Below are 14,535 nucleotides of genomic sequence, written 5' to 3'. Positions count from 1 at the left end.
AGGAGAAATTCGTAGCTTAAATTTTCATCCATCAACAACCCTCTTTATTCGTGAGATTAGCAGCCATAGATATTGGTTCCAACGCCATTCGCTTACAAATTACCAACGTTACACTTTACGAAGGTCAGGTCAATTTTAAAAAATTAGAATACCTTCGCTTCCCTCTCCGCTTGGGAATCGATGTATTTCATACGAAGAAAATCAGCGATCTAAATCGGAGGAAATTTGTAAAGCTTATGAAAGCTTTTAAACTGCTGATTGATTTATATGAAGTAGATGATTATATGGTTTGCGCTACTTCGGCCATGCGGGAATCTGAAAACGGAAGGGATATTGCGCATGAAGTTAGAGAAGATATAGGACTAAAAATCCAGATCATTGATGGGAATCAAGAGGCTGAAATAATCAATTTGGCGCTGAAAAGTTACTTAGATGATCAGGCTTATCTCCATATTGATGTAGGTGGGGGTAGTACGGAACTCAATATTTACAGGCAAAAGGAAAAAATCGCTGCCAAATCCTTTAAAATCGGTTCAGTTAGAGCCATGGAAGATATTGTTCATCCTTCTACTTGGAAACACATGAAGGATTTTATCCATGAACATATTCAACCCAAAGATAAAGTAGTATCCATAGGTACGGGTGGAAATATTGCTAAGATCTTTGAGTTATCCAATCCCAGGAAAAATAAAGAGTTTCTGACTATCAAAAGGATTGAAGAAATTCAGGCTTATCTTTCTTCCTTTACATATGATGAACGTGTCAACAAGTTAAACCTGAATCATGACCGTGCGGATGTGATTATTCCTGCATCCACCATCTATCTCAGTGCTATGAAAGCTGCTGCTTCCAGTAAAATGTTGGTACCAGATGTGGGCTTAAAAGATGGCCTGATGCAAGTATTATACGAAAAGAACAAAAAGAAAAAGCACTGAAAACCAGTGCTTTTTCTTTTTTATTCAACTAATTTTACATTTTTAACATCGGTTAGTTTGAGGTTGAAAAATTCATGATGGATATTGAAAACTTCCTCCCCTTCTTTAGGCTGTTTTGCAATATAAGTAGCATCCTCCTGCATAATATACGCATTGACATTATCTCGAAGGTTGTAAGCAAGAATATTCATCAATTGCTTTTCCAGCAAAGGATCCTGTATGCGGAATAAGGATTCCAGCCGTTTATCAAAGCTTCTTACCATCATATCGGCGCTACCAGCGTAAGTACGGGTATCGCCGTTGTTGTGGAAGTGATAGATTCGGGAATGTTCCAAAAAATCCCCTACAATTGAAAGTACCTCAATATTTTCGCTTAGTCCCTTTCTTCCCGGACGTAAACAACATATACCCCTGATAATCAACTTGACTGGAACTCCTGACTGCGAAGCTCTGTACAATGCATAGATAATTTCAGAATCTTCCAGAGAGTTAACTTTGATAAAAACACCGGAAGGTAAGCCATTTCGGGCATTTGCTGCTTCCGTTTCAATATATTCGATCAATTGGTTGCGCATATCTCGAGGCGCCGTGATCAAATTTTGATAGGTGGTGGGCATGGAATGTCCCGTGATTACATTGAAAAACTCCGAAACATCATTGGCAAGTGTTTCATTTGTTGTCAATAACCCAATATCGGTATATAATCGCGCGGTATCTTCATTATAATTTCCTGAGCCTAAATGAACGTAGCGGGTAACATAATTCTCATCCTTTTTGACAATCAGTAAGAGTTTGGTGTGCGTTTTAACATTCGAAATGCCATAAATAACAAAACAGCCTGCTTTTTGTAATTTTTTTGCTTCCCGGATATTGTTCTCTTCATCAAATCGTGCTTTTACCTCAAACAAGACAGAGACGTGTTTGCCATTTTCTGCAGCTCTTAACAAGGCCTTTGTAATTCGGGAGTCTTTGGCCAAACGATAGATGGTCATTTTGATCGCCATGACATGAGGATCATCCGCTGCTTTTTCAATTAATTCCAGTATCGGATCGATGTTATTGTATGGATGATGCAATAAGATATCTCGACCTTTTAATACATGAAAGATATCGTCTGTCCCATCTTCTGGATAGGATACAGGTGGAACCGGAGCTGGCATTTGAGGGAGCTTATCCTTGAACCGCCTATTACCAATCATTTGCCATAAACCTGTGAAATCCAGCATACTGGCACGCTCTACCTTGAAAATACTATCATCTAAAATGTTCCAACGCTCCTTTAAAAGATTGATCATCCACCGAGAATAGCCTTCCTCTATTTCAATACGAACTACCCTACCCGACTTCCGCTCATTCAATTTTCTTTTAACCTCCTCCAGAAAGTTAGCATCCATGTCTTCTGATTCTTCCAAGGTAAAATCCCCATTCCTCGTAATTCGGAATAGATTAACAGCCTCAATATTGACATTTCTGAAAAGTGATACAATATTCTCACGGATAACTTCTTCAATGGGTACATAAATCATCATATCTTCCCGCTCTACTTCAAAGAATCGGGGGATATTTGCTGGAATCTGTACAAAGGATAGTTTCCGGTTTTCTTTTTTATCCCCTGGAGCCAGGGTTACTACCCCAAAGACCAAGAGCTTATTCATCAGAATAGGAAAAGTTCTATACCCATCAAAAACCATTGGGGTCAACATGGGGTACACAGCTTTCATAAAATAATTTCGGATTACTTCCTGTTCTGCTGGCTGAAGATTACGGACATTAGATAGCATAAAGCCAAACTCTGGCATGCTTGGAAGAAGATTTTTCAAAAAATGTTCTTGCTGCATTTTATGGAATTTTTGACATTCCAGCATCAACTTCATTTTGAACGGTTCTTCCCGCAAACCAGAGTAATCTACCCTTTCCTTATCATAGTCTAGGTAATTATACAAGGATCCTACCCGAATCATAAAAAATTCATCTAAGTTGGACGCTGTGATTGCTAAGAATTTAAGTTTTTCAAAGATTGAACGAGACTCCTTTTTAGATTGATCCAATACGCGCTCATTGAATGTCAACCAACTCAGGTCTCTACTAACCAAATCCGAGTTTTGGATAATGGTATTAAATTTATCTCTTGGGTTTATGATTTTAGTTTCCATGACGTTTTCTATACAATCCTTATCACGAGGAAATTTTCTTTAAGTTTAAGCAATTAAAAAGATAAAAAAAAAAGGGCCGAAGCCCCTTTTGTACAATTCTTAGGTGTCGATTTTCGCATACTTCGCATTTCGCTCAATGAAGTCTCGTCGAGGGGCTACTTCATCTCCCATCAGCATACTGAATAGGTGATCTGCCTCAGCTGCCGAATCAATGGTTACCTGCTTGAGCGTTCGGGTATTTGGATCCATTGTAGTGCTCCATAACTGCTCTGGATTCATTTCTCCCAAACCCTTATAGCGTTGAATACCTACTGACTCTTCTTTCCCTTCTCCAGCCATCTCAGTCATGAGCTTTTTACGCTCATCTTCAGTCCAACAATAGCGCTCATCTTTGCCTTTTTTCAAAAGATACAAAGGTGGTTGTGCAATATATACATATCCTTTCTCTATCAACATTTTCATGTAGCGGAAGAATAAAGTCAAAATCAACGTTCGAATGTGTGACCCATCAATATCAGCATCTGTCATGATGATGATTTTATGGTAACGGAGATGCGATAAATCGAGCTCTTTTTCATCCTGAGCAGTACCAAATTTCACACCCAATGCCGTAAGAATATTTTTTATTTCATCATTGTCGTAGATTTTGTGCTCATGCGCCTTTTCTACATTTAGAATCTTTCCTTTCAATGGGAGAATTGCCTGAAAATCACGATCCCTTCCTTGTTTGGCTGAACCACCTGCCGAGTCACCCTCAACGAGGTATAATTCACAAACAGTAGGATCGGAGTTAGCACAATCTGCAAGCTTGCCAGGAAGACCACCACCACCTAGAACGTTCTTACGTTGCACCATTTCACGGGCCTTACGGGCCGCATGCCTTGCTTGTGCAGCGAGGACAACCTTGCCAACGATGATTTTAGATTCTTTGGGATGCTCTTCAAGCCAAGTTTGTAAAGTCTCCGATACCGCTGCATTTACAGCCGTTTGAACATCGGAGTTTCCTAGCTTGGTCTTAGTCTGACCTTCAAACTGCGGTTCCTGTACTTTTACAGAAATAACAGCCGTCAAACCCTCTCTAAAGTCATCTCCCGCAATATCGATTTTGAGCTTATCCAGCATACCGGATTTGTCAGCGTATGATTTTAGAGTACGAGTCAAAGCCATTCTAAACCCAGATACGTGCGTACCTCCTTCATGGGTATTGATATTGTTCACATACGAAACGACATTTTCAGAATAGGAATTGTTGTAACTCAACGCTACCTGTACTGGAACACCGTTTTTTTCTGTATCAATATAAATTGGTAGGTCTATGATTTTTTCTCTGGTCTCATCCAAATACTGCACAAATTCCTGTAAACCGCCCTCTGAGAAGAAATCATCCGAACGATACGAACCATCGTCTTCTTTTTCCCTTAAATCTTTCAAGTGGATATGAATCCCTGCATTCAAGAAAGCAAGCTCTCTCAAGCGTGTAGCAATGGTTTCGTATTTATACTCACTTATGGTGAAAATACTTAAATCAGGTTTAAATTGGATAATCGTACCGCGCTTATCAGTGGTACCGATCTCTCGGACAGGGTATTGTGGAACACCAATAGCATACTCTTGTTCATATACCTTGCCATTCCTATGAACAGTAGCCTTCAAATGGGTAGATAGTGCATTTACACAAGAAACCCCTACTCCATGTAATCCTCCTGAAACTTTATAAGTGTCTTTATCAAATTTTCCTCCTGCGTGGAGTACTGTCATAACAACTTCTAAAGCAGATTTCTTTTCTTTTTGGTGCATATCCGTAGGAATGCCTCGCCCATTATCTTCAACTGTTACAGAGTTATCCTCATTAACAGTTACATAAATGGTATCGCAATGACCTGCTAAGGCCTCATCGATTGAATTATCGACAACTTCCCATATTAAGTGATGCAAACCTTTGATTCCGACGTCGCCAATATACATGGCTGGTCTTTTACGTACTGCTTCTAAACCTTCTAATACTTGAATGTTACTGGCTCCATAATCCTGTTGCCCACCTTCTTTGTTTTCGCTCATATGTTTTTAAAATGCCCTTTTTGAATTAGAAAAAGAGGTTTTTCACTTACTTCAATTAACCCGTAATAATACGCAAAAAAAACAATTGTACATAGGAAAATAACAACTGATTCCCCCTAGAACTACTACAGCTAACTTTCGATTTTGCAGGTATTGTCGGATAAAGAATTTTATTTCGTAAAAGAGGAATTTTATAAATCATTAAGAAAATTTAACAGATACCTTTTTTGAGCAATTTGTACCTGTTTTTAAGCACCTTATTTACTTTTGTTTAATTTTTTTCAATTTGTATTAAACAAAATAAATTCTGAATGCTTTTACTCGCATTGAATCACCAAATAAAATCTTAACAATTAACCATTCAAAAAACACAATTAACTATGAACAGCATTTTGACCGCAGATTTGGTTGGTCTTGACAAGATCATCAATTCAGATCCAGTTGCCATTACCTTTTTTATAGGGTACATGGCTATGTTTGCTTCCGCAGTATTTTTCTTCGCAGAAAGAAACTCGGTGGATGGAAAGTGGAAACTTTCTTTATTAGTATCCGGACTAATCACCGGTATTGCAGCAGTTCACTACTACTACATGAGAGACTTTTACCTAGAAACTGGTACTAGTCCAACAGCATTTAGATATGTAGACTGGACGTTGACAGTTCCTTTGATGTGTGTGGAGTTTTACTTATTGACTAAGCCATTTGGAGCTAAAGGTAGCACATTGACCAAATTGATCATTGCATCAATCGGTATGTTGGTAACTGGTTACATTGGTGAGACTTCAGGTATCGATAGCAATATCTTCTGGGGAGTATTCTCTACAGTGTTCTACTTATACATTGTATATGAAGTATTCGCTGGTGATGTAGCTAAGCTTACGAAAGCTTCTAATAGCCCTGCACTAGGTCAAGCAATGTTCTTATTGAAAATCTTCATCACACTAGGTTGGTCAATCTATCCAATTGGATACATGGTATTGCCAGGTAACCTATTGTCAGGTGTATTTGAAGTGAGCAGCATTGACTTGTTCTACAACTTAGCAGATGCTATCAACAAAATTGGTTTTGGTTTAGTAATCTACTCTGTAGCAGTAGCTGAAACAGCTAAAAACAGAAAAGCAGTAGCTTAATTATTGCCAAGGCTGGCAGAATCTAAGTATGAGTAATCAGTTGGACATAAGGTAAGCTTAGTCCAGCTCTCAAAAAAGGTTTTGCCAGCCTTTATACATTAACATCACCCAACTATGACTAGATACGATTATATCATTTGCGGTTTTGGCTGTGCAGGCATGAGTTTAGTATATCAACTCCTTCAGAGTCCTCTCAAAAATGCTCGTATTGCGCTCGTAGATGAATCCAATAAACAAGATAACGATCGTACTTGGTGTTATTGGGCAAAAGAACCAGTTGCTGCTCACCCAAAAAACACTGAATTAGTATCCTGGAATTCAGTTCAGGTTCAGGTTGGTGAAAAAAAAATAGTGAAAGCCTTAGACGGATTACATTATTATCACATCAAGTCGTCCGATTTTTACAAGGAAATTTTAACCCTCGTAGAGCAGCATCCCAATGTAACTTTTATACAATCAAAGGTAGAATTCATTAATACTTTAGCAGATAAGAGTACAGCTGTAACGCTTGCCAATGGAGACACTCTTTCTGCATCTAAAACATTCAATAGTATCCCTTTAGGGCAACAGTTAGAGCCAAACACTTTAAAACAGGTCTTTTTAGGTTGGAAAATTCAGACAGATGCTTCATTCTTTGATCCCTCTGTACCTACACTTATGCACTTCCCTGATGGAAGTTTCACAGAAAATGAATTTTTCTACATCCTGCCCTTCAACGAAACTACAGCCTTGGTAGAATATACCTTGTATACTACTCAGGCTTTAGATATGGAAGCATTAAAAGGAAAGTTAGAGGAATATTTAAGAGACATACTTCCATGTACTTATAAGATCATTTTTGAAGAACATGGTGCCATTCCGATGACCACTAAAATTCAAGGAAAGTCCACTTCAAGTAATATTATTGAAATAGGTTCAATCGCAGGGTGTATTAAGCCTTCTACTGGGTATACATTTTATGATATTCAAAAACACAGCGAAGAATTGGTTACGCAGTTATTACAAGAAGATACTGTTTACAAAGGTTGGATACGAAAAACACGTTTTCAGTTTTATGACAATATCCTATTGAATATTGCAAAAAAATGGCCTGAAAAACTTCCTTCGATCTTCGCCCAAATGTTTGCCAAAAATCAAGGAGCACAAGTTTTGCGATTCTTGCATGAGGAGACTTCCCTCTGGGAAGACCTTCAAATCTTAGCTAAATTTAAATACGGAATTTTTATAAAATCACTGCTCAATTATGAGAAAAATTGAGCTCGCTGCCAAAGTTATTGCCTTCTTTATAGGTCTGTTATACCTCTTGTTTTTTCAGGAGAGCGATTGGCTGATGTACACGCTATTTGTCGGGGTAATGCTCACTGTAGGCATCTCGCATGGAGCGATCGATCATTTACTCTTAAATCCTTCTATTCGAGGAAAGGCACTGGGAATTTTCATAGCTAAATATTTGGGTATTATGACAGTCTATTTAGCAGTATGGTTGGTATTTCCATTACTTGGATTGATTGCTTTTATCCTGATGTCAGCTTACCATTTCGGGCAATCCCACTTTTTGAATCTAGCTCAAGGTAAATTTCCTCAAATCGTTTACTTTACTACGGGGCTTTTTTTCTTATTGCTGATTTTGTGGGCTGATTATTCGGAAACCAGTGCAATTGTAGGAACTGTTGTAAATATTGAACCATATAAAAGTCAATTGCTAGTCATGATTTTCCTTACTGGCATTGCCATGCTAATCAGTGGATGGATGAATTTTGGTAAGGCTTTCAACAGAAGTTTAATAGAGATAGTTATGATAGCCTTGCTATTGTCTCAACTTCCTTTGCTACTTGGATTTGCCATATATTTCGGCTTTTGGCATTCTTTGCCAAGTATTTTGGTCGAATATGAAGCATTGAAGGATACCCTAGGAGAACACAAGTTGAAGAATTTTATTTATCAACTCATGCCCTTTACCAGTATCAGTATTATAGGAATTGGGATATTACTTCTTTTGATGCTTAATCGAGTAGAATCTGAAAGTTTAATTTTCGTTTTCTTTGTATTGATTTCGCTTGTATCAGCTCCTCATATTTGGTACATGGATAAATTTTTGATGGCAAGAAATCAAAATTGACCTGTACTGAGGAGAACCAGGTTACATGCAGGCCAGACAGCGATGCCCGCATCTTTTGCCAAATTCATCAGTTCTGGATTTTCAGTTCCTGGGTTGAACACAATCCTTTCTGGTTTTAAAGACAAGATATAGGCATACCACTCTTTTTGATTTTCAGGTCCCACATACATTGTTACCGTGTGCACATCAGTAATGCTAGGCTTTTCACGTAAGTTAAGAATTTCTTCCCCGAAAACTGTTCCAGATTTAATTCCAACTGGAACGAAAGGAATGGAACGCTCATGGAGCATTTCGGCAACCAAGTAAGCATATCTGGATGGATTGGGTGTTGCACCAATGATGACAGTCTTTTTCATAAGTTAATCTCTACTTCCCAAGTTTCTATCACGCTCAAATGTTTCCATATGGCGTTGTTTTTTACTTTCGTAGATATCATCAATGGTTATCAATATTCCTGTTTCTTCCACTGCTCCAAATTCATCATTTAAAGCCGTTCCAAAGGTTTTCATAGAAGGAGAAAGGTTCATGTAGGTATTGATTAGAGGTGGAATATTTTCACCAAGTCCTCGTACTTTAGAGTTGAGAACTTTATATCCCTCTTTGTAATCCAATCCATCAAAAATTCCTTCAAAGAGCTTCGAATCTGTTTCATACCCAAGCAATAGATCTGAATGTGGTCTAACTAAAACCTCTGTATCCGGAAAATAGTGATTCATGAAATAGAGTAGCAAATCCCGAGCTTCTCGATTGAAGTGGGGATACATCGTTACTTTACCAAAAAGGTATTTGACCTCTGGATGCAACATTACTACAGCACCCAATCCATCCCATAAGTTATCCAATGAAAACAAGCCCTTACGATTATCTAAGCTCGGCTGGAACTTAGGCTGAACAAATGAGCGCCCCAATTCTATCGTATGAGGGATATAGTCCTCAATAAATTTTTCTGAAAAAGAAAATAGATGTGCCGTTGATAAGTCCAATTGACCATCCTGTAATACGCCAGCATACTTACAGTAGATCAAACGATAGCCTGCAACAATTTCCTCCTCTTCTGGATTCCAAGTAATCAGTTGCTGATAGCAGGTCTCATTACTATCATTTTCGTCTAAATCCATGGGTAAACCAGTACCTCCTCCTGCTGCCCGAAATGTCAACTCTCGAAGTCTTCCAATTTCTTGAACTGTATGTGGGGCATTGTGATAATCCACTAGGTAAATATGATTATTACCATTATTGGTATACCTCAGAAAGCGATCTTCTGATAATTCTTGTTTAATCAAATTCCTATCAACTGCGGGAATGATTGCTTGCATATATTAAACTTTTGGAGCCAATTGATAAACAGTCCTTTTAACTTCTTCTGCCCACGCTGTCTCTGATTTTGACTTATCAAAGTACTTGTAAGAAATGGGTTTTCCTATATGAATGGTAACTTTTTTTCCTCGCTGGGAAAACATTTCATCTGCCAAATAAAACATTTCGATATTTGCCTGAATACCCAATTGCTTACGCAGTCTTGCAAGATTGTAAAAGAAATTGGAATTTCCCCCTTCTATGTAGACAGGAACTACATTCTTTTTGTAACGCTTTGCTTTGCTGATAAAACTTTTTTTCCATTCCAGATCTTCAATTCCGTGTGCTTGCTTTCTAGATACCAATCCAGCAGGGAATACCAAAACTGCATGATCACCTGCATAGGTATCCTCAATCAGTCGGCTAACCTCCCTCCCATTGCTTCCATGCTTGTTGACAGGGATAAACATAGGTTCAAAATTTTTAATATTGGTCAAGATATCGTTTACCAAAAATCGAATATCTGTTCTGTATTTACCGAGCGCATACATAAATGCAATTCCATCCATACCACCCAAGGGGTGATTAGCCGCAAAGATCACAGATTCATTGATAGGTATGTTTTCCTCTCCCGTGAGTTCGACCTGAACTCCAAACTCATCTACCAAGGCATTTACAAACTCAATTCCTTTCAAATGTCCAATATTGGCCATGGTTCGGTTGATGTCCTTTTCATGAGCAATCCGCTTGATATATGCTAAAACAAAGCCGGGAAGCCATTTAAAAAGCTTGGGATTCTTATTTTTAATAACCGCATCGATTTCAATAAACGGCTTTTTTTGTGGTGCATTCATGGGTCAGGTGTAAGCATACTGTTTTCAGTTAACCCGCTGAAAACCATATGAAGTTTGGAAATTTAGCTCCATAATTCTTTTGGTTTTGTAAGTTTTTCTGAAATATTGAAGTCTTAAAATTACAAAATTTTAAATTTAAAGTGGCTTTTTTTGAATTGAAAAACTATTCCTGACTATTCTGAGTTCAACTACCAAATACAAAGAACTATGACACTAGCAATAACAGGCCCTACATCGGGTATCGGTGAAGAAACGTTGAAGGCACTGGTAAAATCATTTGATGAAATTCTCATATTGGCCAGAAACGAAAGGAAAGCAACCGAAATGATAAAAAGCTTTCCCACATCTATTCAACCAAAGATGCGTTTTGTGCAGATTGATTTATCTGATTTGAAAAGTGTTCAACGTGCATCAGAAGCTATACTAGCGTCCACATCTCAGCTAGACGTATTAATCAATAATGCGGGAGGGATTTTTCAAAAGAAAGAAATCACAGTGGATGGATTAGAATTATCTTTTGCCGCCAATCACTTAGGACACTTTCTATTGACTGAAAATTTGATTCCTCTCCTACTCAAATCTAAAAACCCTAAAGTCATCAACCTGAGTTCTGAAGCTCATCGAGCTGCAAAAATTGATTTCGAAAATTTAGCACAATGCCAAAATGGCTACAGTTCATTCACAGCTTATGCCAATGCAAAACTTTGCAACATTTTATTTGCTAAATCATTGGTGGACAAGTATGGTGACAAAGGCTTACATGCATACGCACTTCATCCGGGTGTTGTAAAAACCCGCTTTGGTAACGAAGCCGGTGGAATCTTCAAATTCATGTGGAAACTCGCAGAACCGTTTATGATAACAGCTGCAAAAGGAGCAGCAACCTCCATATATTTGGCTTCTCAGGATATTTCACCCAAATTCAATGGATACTATTTTAAAAATTCCAAACCCAATACCCCTACATCCACTGCCCGATCAAAAGAAGTACGAGACAAACTTTGGGATTTAAGTGAGCAACTGATTCAGAAACTTCTCAATTCTCCTGCAAAATAAAGGTTACAATTCTTTTAAAATCAGCAGGTTGTTCCACTTTCAACCTCTCTTGCTTAATCAGGTCTTGGACCGCTTTATCCTTGGATCCAGCAAATGTCTTAAGACCTGATTTAGTTGTTTTGATTTCTTTGCTTTGCATTCCTTCCAATTGGAAGTAGCTAATATCGTATCGGAATTCATCATATTGGGGTCCAGAGTACCCATCCCGTTGTACGTAAGGCTGAATAAAGGTTTTTCGGTGCACAGCTACAATTTTTCTCCCTTCATCTTTCCAAAGTTCTTCCGTAATTTCTTGTTTGAGCCCTATCCTTTCTTTAGTAAAAATTCTTGGAGAACTATCCACTGTCTCAACTCTTTCCCAATTTCGCACTAAAAAAGGATCAGAATCAACACCTTCCGTTTGAATGAATAACTCCCCTTTGTCTAGGTTAATATTGAAAGGAATGTCCTCATATACTTTCCCTTTACTGAGGACAATGGTTCCCAATGCTGCACGTTCAAACAAAAAAGGAGTTCCTTTGATACCTACAGAAATAGGATTGAGTCGAAAGCTGCGTGACACATCGTAGGTATATTCTTGCACAGGTGTCTGAGCCAAAGTCGTTGAATGAACTCCTACAACTCCGATAAATGCCATTAACAATACTTTCCACTTCATTTCCAACCTGCTAAATTTCATACTTTTTTAAACCTATGCTGTTCTGACTGCTAAATGGAACTCTAAACTGCACAACCAACTAGCTGACAGGCCTTCATTTATCCCTTGCTTTTACTTTGTTAAAATCGGAAGTATTTCTCAAATTAAAAAATGGCGCCATTCAAATGAAGATTGATTACTTTTGTGGCATGAAGGAAAGCATACTCTCATTGTGCCCCTCCCACTGGACTGATTATGAATTGATAGATACGGGAGGTTTTGAAAAATTAGAACGATTTGGCAAATTTATTTTAAGCAGACCTGAGCCACAGGCCATCTGGGATAAAAGTATGCCTGAATCTGAATGGAGAGCTATGGCACATGCTCACTTCGCCAAGGAAAAAAACAATCCTGAAAAAGGACAATGGCAGGAATTTAAACGTATTCCACACAATTGGCAGGTTGAATATAAGAATACAGCAGGACTGGATTTGAGACTGAATTTAGCTATGACTTCGTTCAAGCATATCGGTCTATTTCCTGAACAAGCAGTCAATTGGGACTACATCAGCGAAACCCTTGCAAATTTCCCTGTAGCTAAGCCCAAAATTTTGAATTTGTTCGCATACACCGGAGCAGCTAGCGTGGCTGCCCGTGCCTGTGGAGCTGACGTCACCCATTTGGATTCTGTTAAGCAAGTAGTCACCTGGTCTAAACACAACATGGAAAGCTCCAAATTGGAAGGCATTCGATGGATTGTAGATGATGCGATGAAATTTATCAAACGTGAACAACGTCGCGGCAATACCTATCACGGCATTATCCTTGATCCTCCAGCTTATGGCAGAGGTCCTGATGGGGAAAAATGGATTTTGGAAGAGCAAATCAATGAAATGCTAAAAGTTTGTGCGGAAATATTGGATCCTACCCACCATTTTCTCATTCTGAATATGTATTCCCTGAGTTTTAGCTCTATGATCGCAGCAAATTTGATCCGATCAAATTTTTCAAAGGTGGAAAATGCTGAACATGGAGAGCTTTATTTGGTTGATAAGTTTGAAAAGAAATTACCCTTGGGTATCTTTTTTAGATTCCGAAGCTAAATATGAATAATAGACAACTCTTTTTAAGTCACCTTGCCCAAACTACCGATTTTCCTTTAATGATCGAAATTGAGCGAGCGGAAGGTATTTACATGTATGGCCCTGATGGCAAGCGCTACTTGGATCTGATTTCAGGTATTGGCGTCAGCAATGTGGGCCATAGACACCCGCATGTATTGAACGCTATTCAATCACAATTGGATAAATATTTACACTTGATGGTCTATGGAGAATATGTCCAATGCCCCCAAGTAAAGTTGGCTGAAGCACTCTGCCAGACCCTTCCAAACAAACTCAACAATGTCTATTTGGTCAATTCTGGTTCAGAGGCAGTGGAAGGTGCATTAAAGCTAGCCAAAAGATACACGAATCGTAGAGAAATCATTTCTTGCGTAAATGCCTACCATGGATCCAGTCATGGATCACTTTCTGTCGGTGGAAATGAGATTTTCAAACGGGCTTATCGACCCTTGCTACCAGGAATTCGAAATGTTATCTATGGGAGTTATTATCAATTGGATGAGATTACGGAAGCTACTGCTGCGGTGATTATAGAGACTATTCAAGGGGAAGCAGGGATCCGAGTTGCATGTAAAGACTATTTTCAAGCGCTTCGAAAACGATGCGATGATACAGGAACGCTGTTGATTTTGGATGAAATCCAAGCGGGTTTTGGAAGGACTGGAAAATTTTGGGCTTTTGAACACTTTGACATTGTCCCGGATATCTTGGTTTGTGCCAAGGGTATGGGTGGTGGTATGCCAATTGGTGCCTTTATTGCCAATCAAGAGGTAATGGCTTCTTTTAAGAATAATCCTTTACTAGGTCATATTACCACTTTTGGTGGACATCCTGTATCATCCGCTGCCTCTTTAGCCACCCTTCAGGTTATTCAGGAATCGGATTTATTAGCTCAAGTGGATGCCAAGGCAGATTTGATCAAGCGCTTACTGGTCCACCCAAAAATCAAAGGCATTCGTAATAAAGGCTTAATGATGGCCGTAGAGTTTGAGTCATTTGATGTATTGAAACCCATCATCGATCGAGCCATCGAACTTGGTGTCATTACTGATTGGTTTTTGTTTTGTGATGACAGCATGCGCATCGCTCCTCCGTTGATTATTACCGAAGAAGAAATTAAAGAAGCCTGTGCTGTAATTTTAGAGGCTATTGGATAAGGGGTTTTTATATTCG

At 38.6% G+C, this 14,535-nt stretch carries 13 protein-coding genes; 7 read left to right on the top strand and 6 right to left on the bottom strand.

What is annotated here, in order from left to right; all coding sequences use genetic code 11:
- Positions 1 to 50: 50 nt before the first annotated feature.
- Positions 51 to 935 (top strand): Ppx/GppA phosphatase family protein, encoded by an 885-nt coding sequence (locus IPZ59_RS15075; protein WP_236136872.1) that lies wholly within the window; start codon positions 51 to 53, stop codon positions 933 to 935.
- Positions 936 to 955: 20 nt separating this feature from the next.
- Here IPZ59_RS15075 and ppk1 read toward each other — a convergent pair whose 3' ends face one another.
- Positions 956 to 3,088 (bottom strand): polyphosphate kinase 1, encoded by a 2,133-nt coding sequence (ppk1, locus tag IPZ59_RS15070; protein WP_236136871.1) that lies wholly within the window; start codon positions 3,086 to 3,088, stop codon positions 956 to 958.
- Between the two features lie 99 nt (positions 3,089 to 3,187).
- Entirely contained in the window at positions 3,188 to 5,146 is a 1,959-nt protein-coding gene (gene gyrB / locus IPZ59_RS15065) for a DNA topoisomerase (ATP-hydrolyzing) subunit B (RefSeq protein ID WP_236136870.1), read from the bottom strand.
- 380 nt (positions 5,147 to 5,526) lie between these two features.
- Here gyrB and IPZ59_RS15060 point away from each other — a divergent pair, with 380 nt between their 5' ends.
- From IPZ59_RS15060 to IPZ59_RS15050, 3 genes are all read left to right on the top strand, one after another.
- Entirely contained in the window at positions 5,527 to 6,276 is a 750-nt protein-coding gene (locus IPZ59_RS15060) for a bacteriorhodopsin (RefSeq protein ID WP_236136869.1), read from the top strand.
- A gap of 114 nt (positions 6,277 to 6,390) precedes the next feature.
- Positions 6,391 to 7,533, top strand: coding sequence for a lycopene cyclase family protein (locus IPZ59_RS15055; protein ID WP_236136868.1), 1,143 nt, complete (start codon positions 6,391 to 6,393; stop codon positions 7,531 to 7,533).
- Positions 7,520 to 8,395 (top strand): Brp/Blh family beta-carotene 15,15'-dioxygenase, encoded by an 876-nt coding sequence (locus IPZ59_RS15050; protein ID WP_236136867.1) that lies wholly within the window; start codon positions 7,520 to 7,522, stop codon positions 8,393 to 8,395. The genes IPZ59_RS15055 and IPZ59_RS15050 overlap by 14 nt, the downstream gene beginning before the upstream one ends.
- On the opposite strand, the gene IPZ59_RS15045 is transcribed toward IPZ59_RS15050, so the two are convergent.
- Genes IPZ59_RS15045 through IPZ59_RS15035 form a run of 3 tightly spaced genes read right to left on the bottom strand, consistent with a single transcriptional unit; the run spans position 8,386 to position 10,545 of the window.
- Positions 8,386 to 8,751, bottom strand: a complete 366-nt coding sequence (locus IPZ59_RS15045) for a CoA-binding protein (RefSeq protein WP_236136866.1) — start codon at positions 8,749 to 8,751, stop codon at positions 8,386 to 8,388. The genes IPZ59_RS15050 and IPZ59_RS15045 overlap by 10 nt on opposite strands.
- 3 nt (positions 8,752 to 8,754) lie before the next feature.
- Positions 8,755 to 9,711, bottom strand: coding sequence for a GNAT family N-acetyltransferase (locus IPZ59_RS15040; RefSeq protein WP_236136865.1), 957 nt, complete (start codon positions 9,709 to 9,711; stop codon positions 8,755 to 8,757).
- Between the two features lie 3 nt (positions 9,712 to 9,714).
- On the bottom strand, positions 9,715 to 10,545 hold the full coding sequence (locus IPZ59_RS15035) for a 1-acyl-sn-glycerol-3-phosphate acyltransferase (RefSeq protein WP_236136864.1): 831 nt from the start codon (positions 10,543 to 10,545) through the stop codon (positions 9,715 to 9,717).
- Positions 10,546 to 10,752: 207 nt separating this feature from the next.
- Between IPZ59_RS15035 and IPZ59_RS15030 the strand changes: the two genes are divergently transcribed.
- Positions 10,753 to 11,601 carry an SDR family NAD(P)-dependent oxidoreductase gene (locus tag IPZ59_RS15030; RefSeq protein WP_236136863.1) on the top strand — a complete coding sequence of 283 codons (849 nt, stop codon included), beginning with the start codon at positions 10,753 to 10,755 and terminating at the stop codon, positions 11,599 to 11,601.
- Here the strand turns inward: IPZ59_RS15030 and IPZ59_RS15025 are convergent.
- A complete protein-coding gene (locus IPZ59_RS15025) occupies positions 11,582 to 12,280 on the bottom strand; it encodes a hypothetical protein (RefSeq protein ID WP_236136862.1) in 699 nt (232 codons plus the stop codon). The two genes, IPZ59_RS15030 and IPZ59_RS15025, sit on opposite strands and share 20 nt — an antisense overlap.
- A 167-nt stretch (positions 12,281 to 12,447) precedes the next feature.
- On the opposite strand from IPZ59_RS15025, the gene IPZ59_RS15020 reads away from it, so the two are divergent.
- Positions 12,448 to 13,341 carry a class I SAM-dependent methyltransferase gene (locus IPZ59_RS15020; RefSeq protein WP_236139818.1) on the top strand — a complete coding sequence of 298 codons (894 nt, stop codon included), beginning with the start codon at positions 12,448 to 12,450 and terminating at the stop codon, positions 13,339 to 13,341.
- A 2-nt stretch (positions 13,342 to 13,343) separates the two neighbouring features.
- Positions 13,344 to 14,519, top strand: coding sequence for an aspartate aminotransferase family protein (locus tag IPZ59_RS15015; protein WP_236136861.1), 1,176 nt, complete (start codon positions 13,344 to 13,346; stop codon positions 14,517 to 14,519).
- Positions 14,520 to 14,535 lie beyond the last annotated feature (16 nt).

The organism is Mongoliitalea daihaiensis (genome assembly GCF_021596945.1).
Taxonomy (GTDB): Bacteria; Bacteroidota; Bacteroidia; order Cytophagales; family Cyclobacteriaceae; genus Mongoliitalea; species Mongoliitalea daihaiensis.
This window is presented reverse-complemented; position numbering and strand designations above follow the sequence as displayed.

Excerpts from the sequence above, each read along its gene's own strand:
- IPZ59_RS15025 (WP_236136862.1), bottom strand. The coding sequence starts at position 12,280 with ATGAAATTTAGCAGGTTGGAAATGAAGTGGAAAGTATTGTTAATGGCA.
- IPZ59_RS15060 (WP_236136869.1), top strand. The coding sequence starts at position 5,527 with ATGAACAGCATTTTGACCGCAGATTTGGTTGGTCTTGACAAGATCATC.
- IPZ59_RS15050 (WP_236136867.1), top strand. The coding sequence starts at position 7,520 with ATGAGAAAAATTGAGCTCGCTGCCAAAGTTATTGCCTTCTTTATAGGT.
- IPZ59_RS15020 (WP_236139818.1), top strand. The coding sequence starts at position 12,448 with ATGAAGGAAAGCATACTCTCATTGTGCCCCTCCCACTGGACTGATTAT.
- ppk1 (WP_236136871.1), bottom strand. The coding sequence starts at position 3,088 with ATGGAAACTAAAATCATAAACCCAAGAGATAAATTTAATACCATTATC.
- IPZ59_RS15030 (WP_236136863.1), top strand. The coding sequence starts at position 10,753 with ATGACACTAGCAATAACAGGCCCTACATCGGGTATCGGTGAAGAAACG.
- gyrB (WP_236136870.1), bottom strand. The coding sequence starts at position 5,146 with ATGAGCGAAAACAAAGAAGGTGGGCAACAGGATTATGGAGCCAGTAAC.
- IPZ59_RS15055 (WP_236136868.1), top strand. The coding sequence starts at position 6,391 with ATGACTAGATACGATTATATCATTTGCGGTTTTGGCTGTGCAGGCATG.
- IPZ59_RS15045 (WP_236136866.1), bottom strand. The coding sequence starts at position 8,751 with ATGAAAAAGACTGTCATCATTGGTGCAACACCCAATCCATCCAGATAT.
- IPZ59_RS15040 (WP_236136865.1), bottom strand. The coding sequence starts at position 9,711 with ATGCAAGCAATCATTCCCGCAGTTGATAGGAATTTGATTAAACAAGAA.
- IPZ59_RS15015 (WP_236136861.1), top strand. The coding sequence starts at position 13,344 with ATGAATAATAGACAACTCTTTTTAAGTCACCTTGCCCAAACTACCGAT.
- IPZ59_RS15035 (WP_236136864.1), bottom strand. The coding sequence starts at position 10,545 with ATGAATGCACCACAAAAAAAGCCGTTTATTGAAATCGATGCGGTTATT.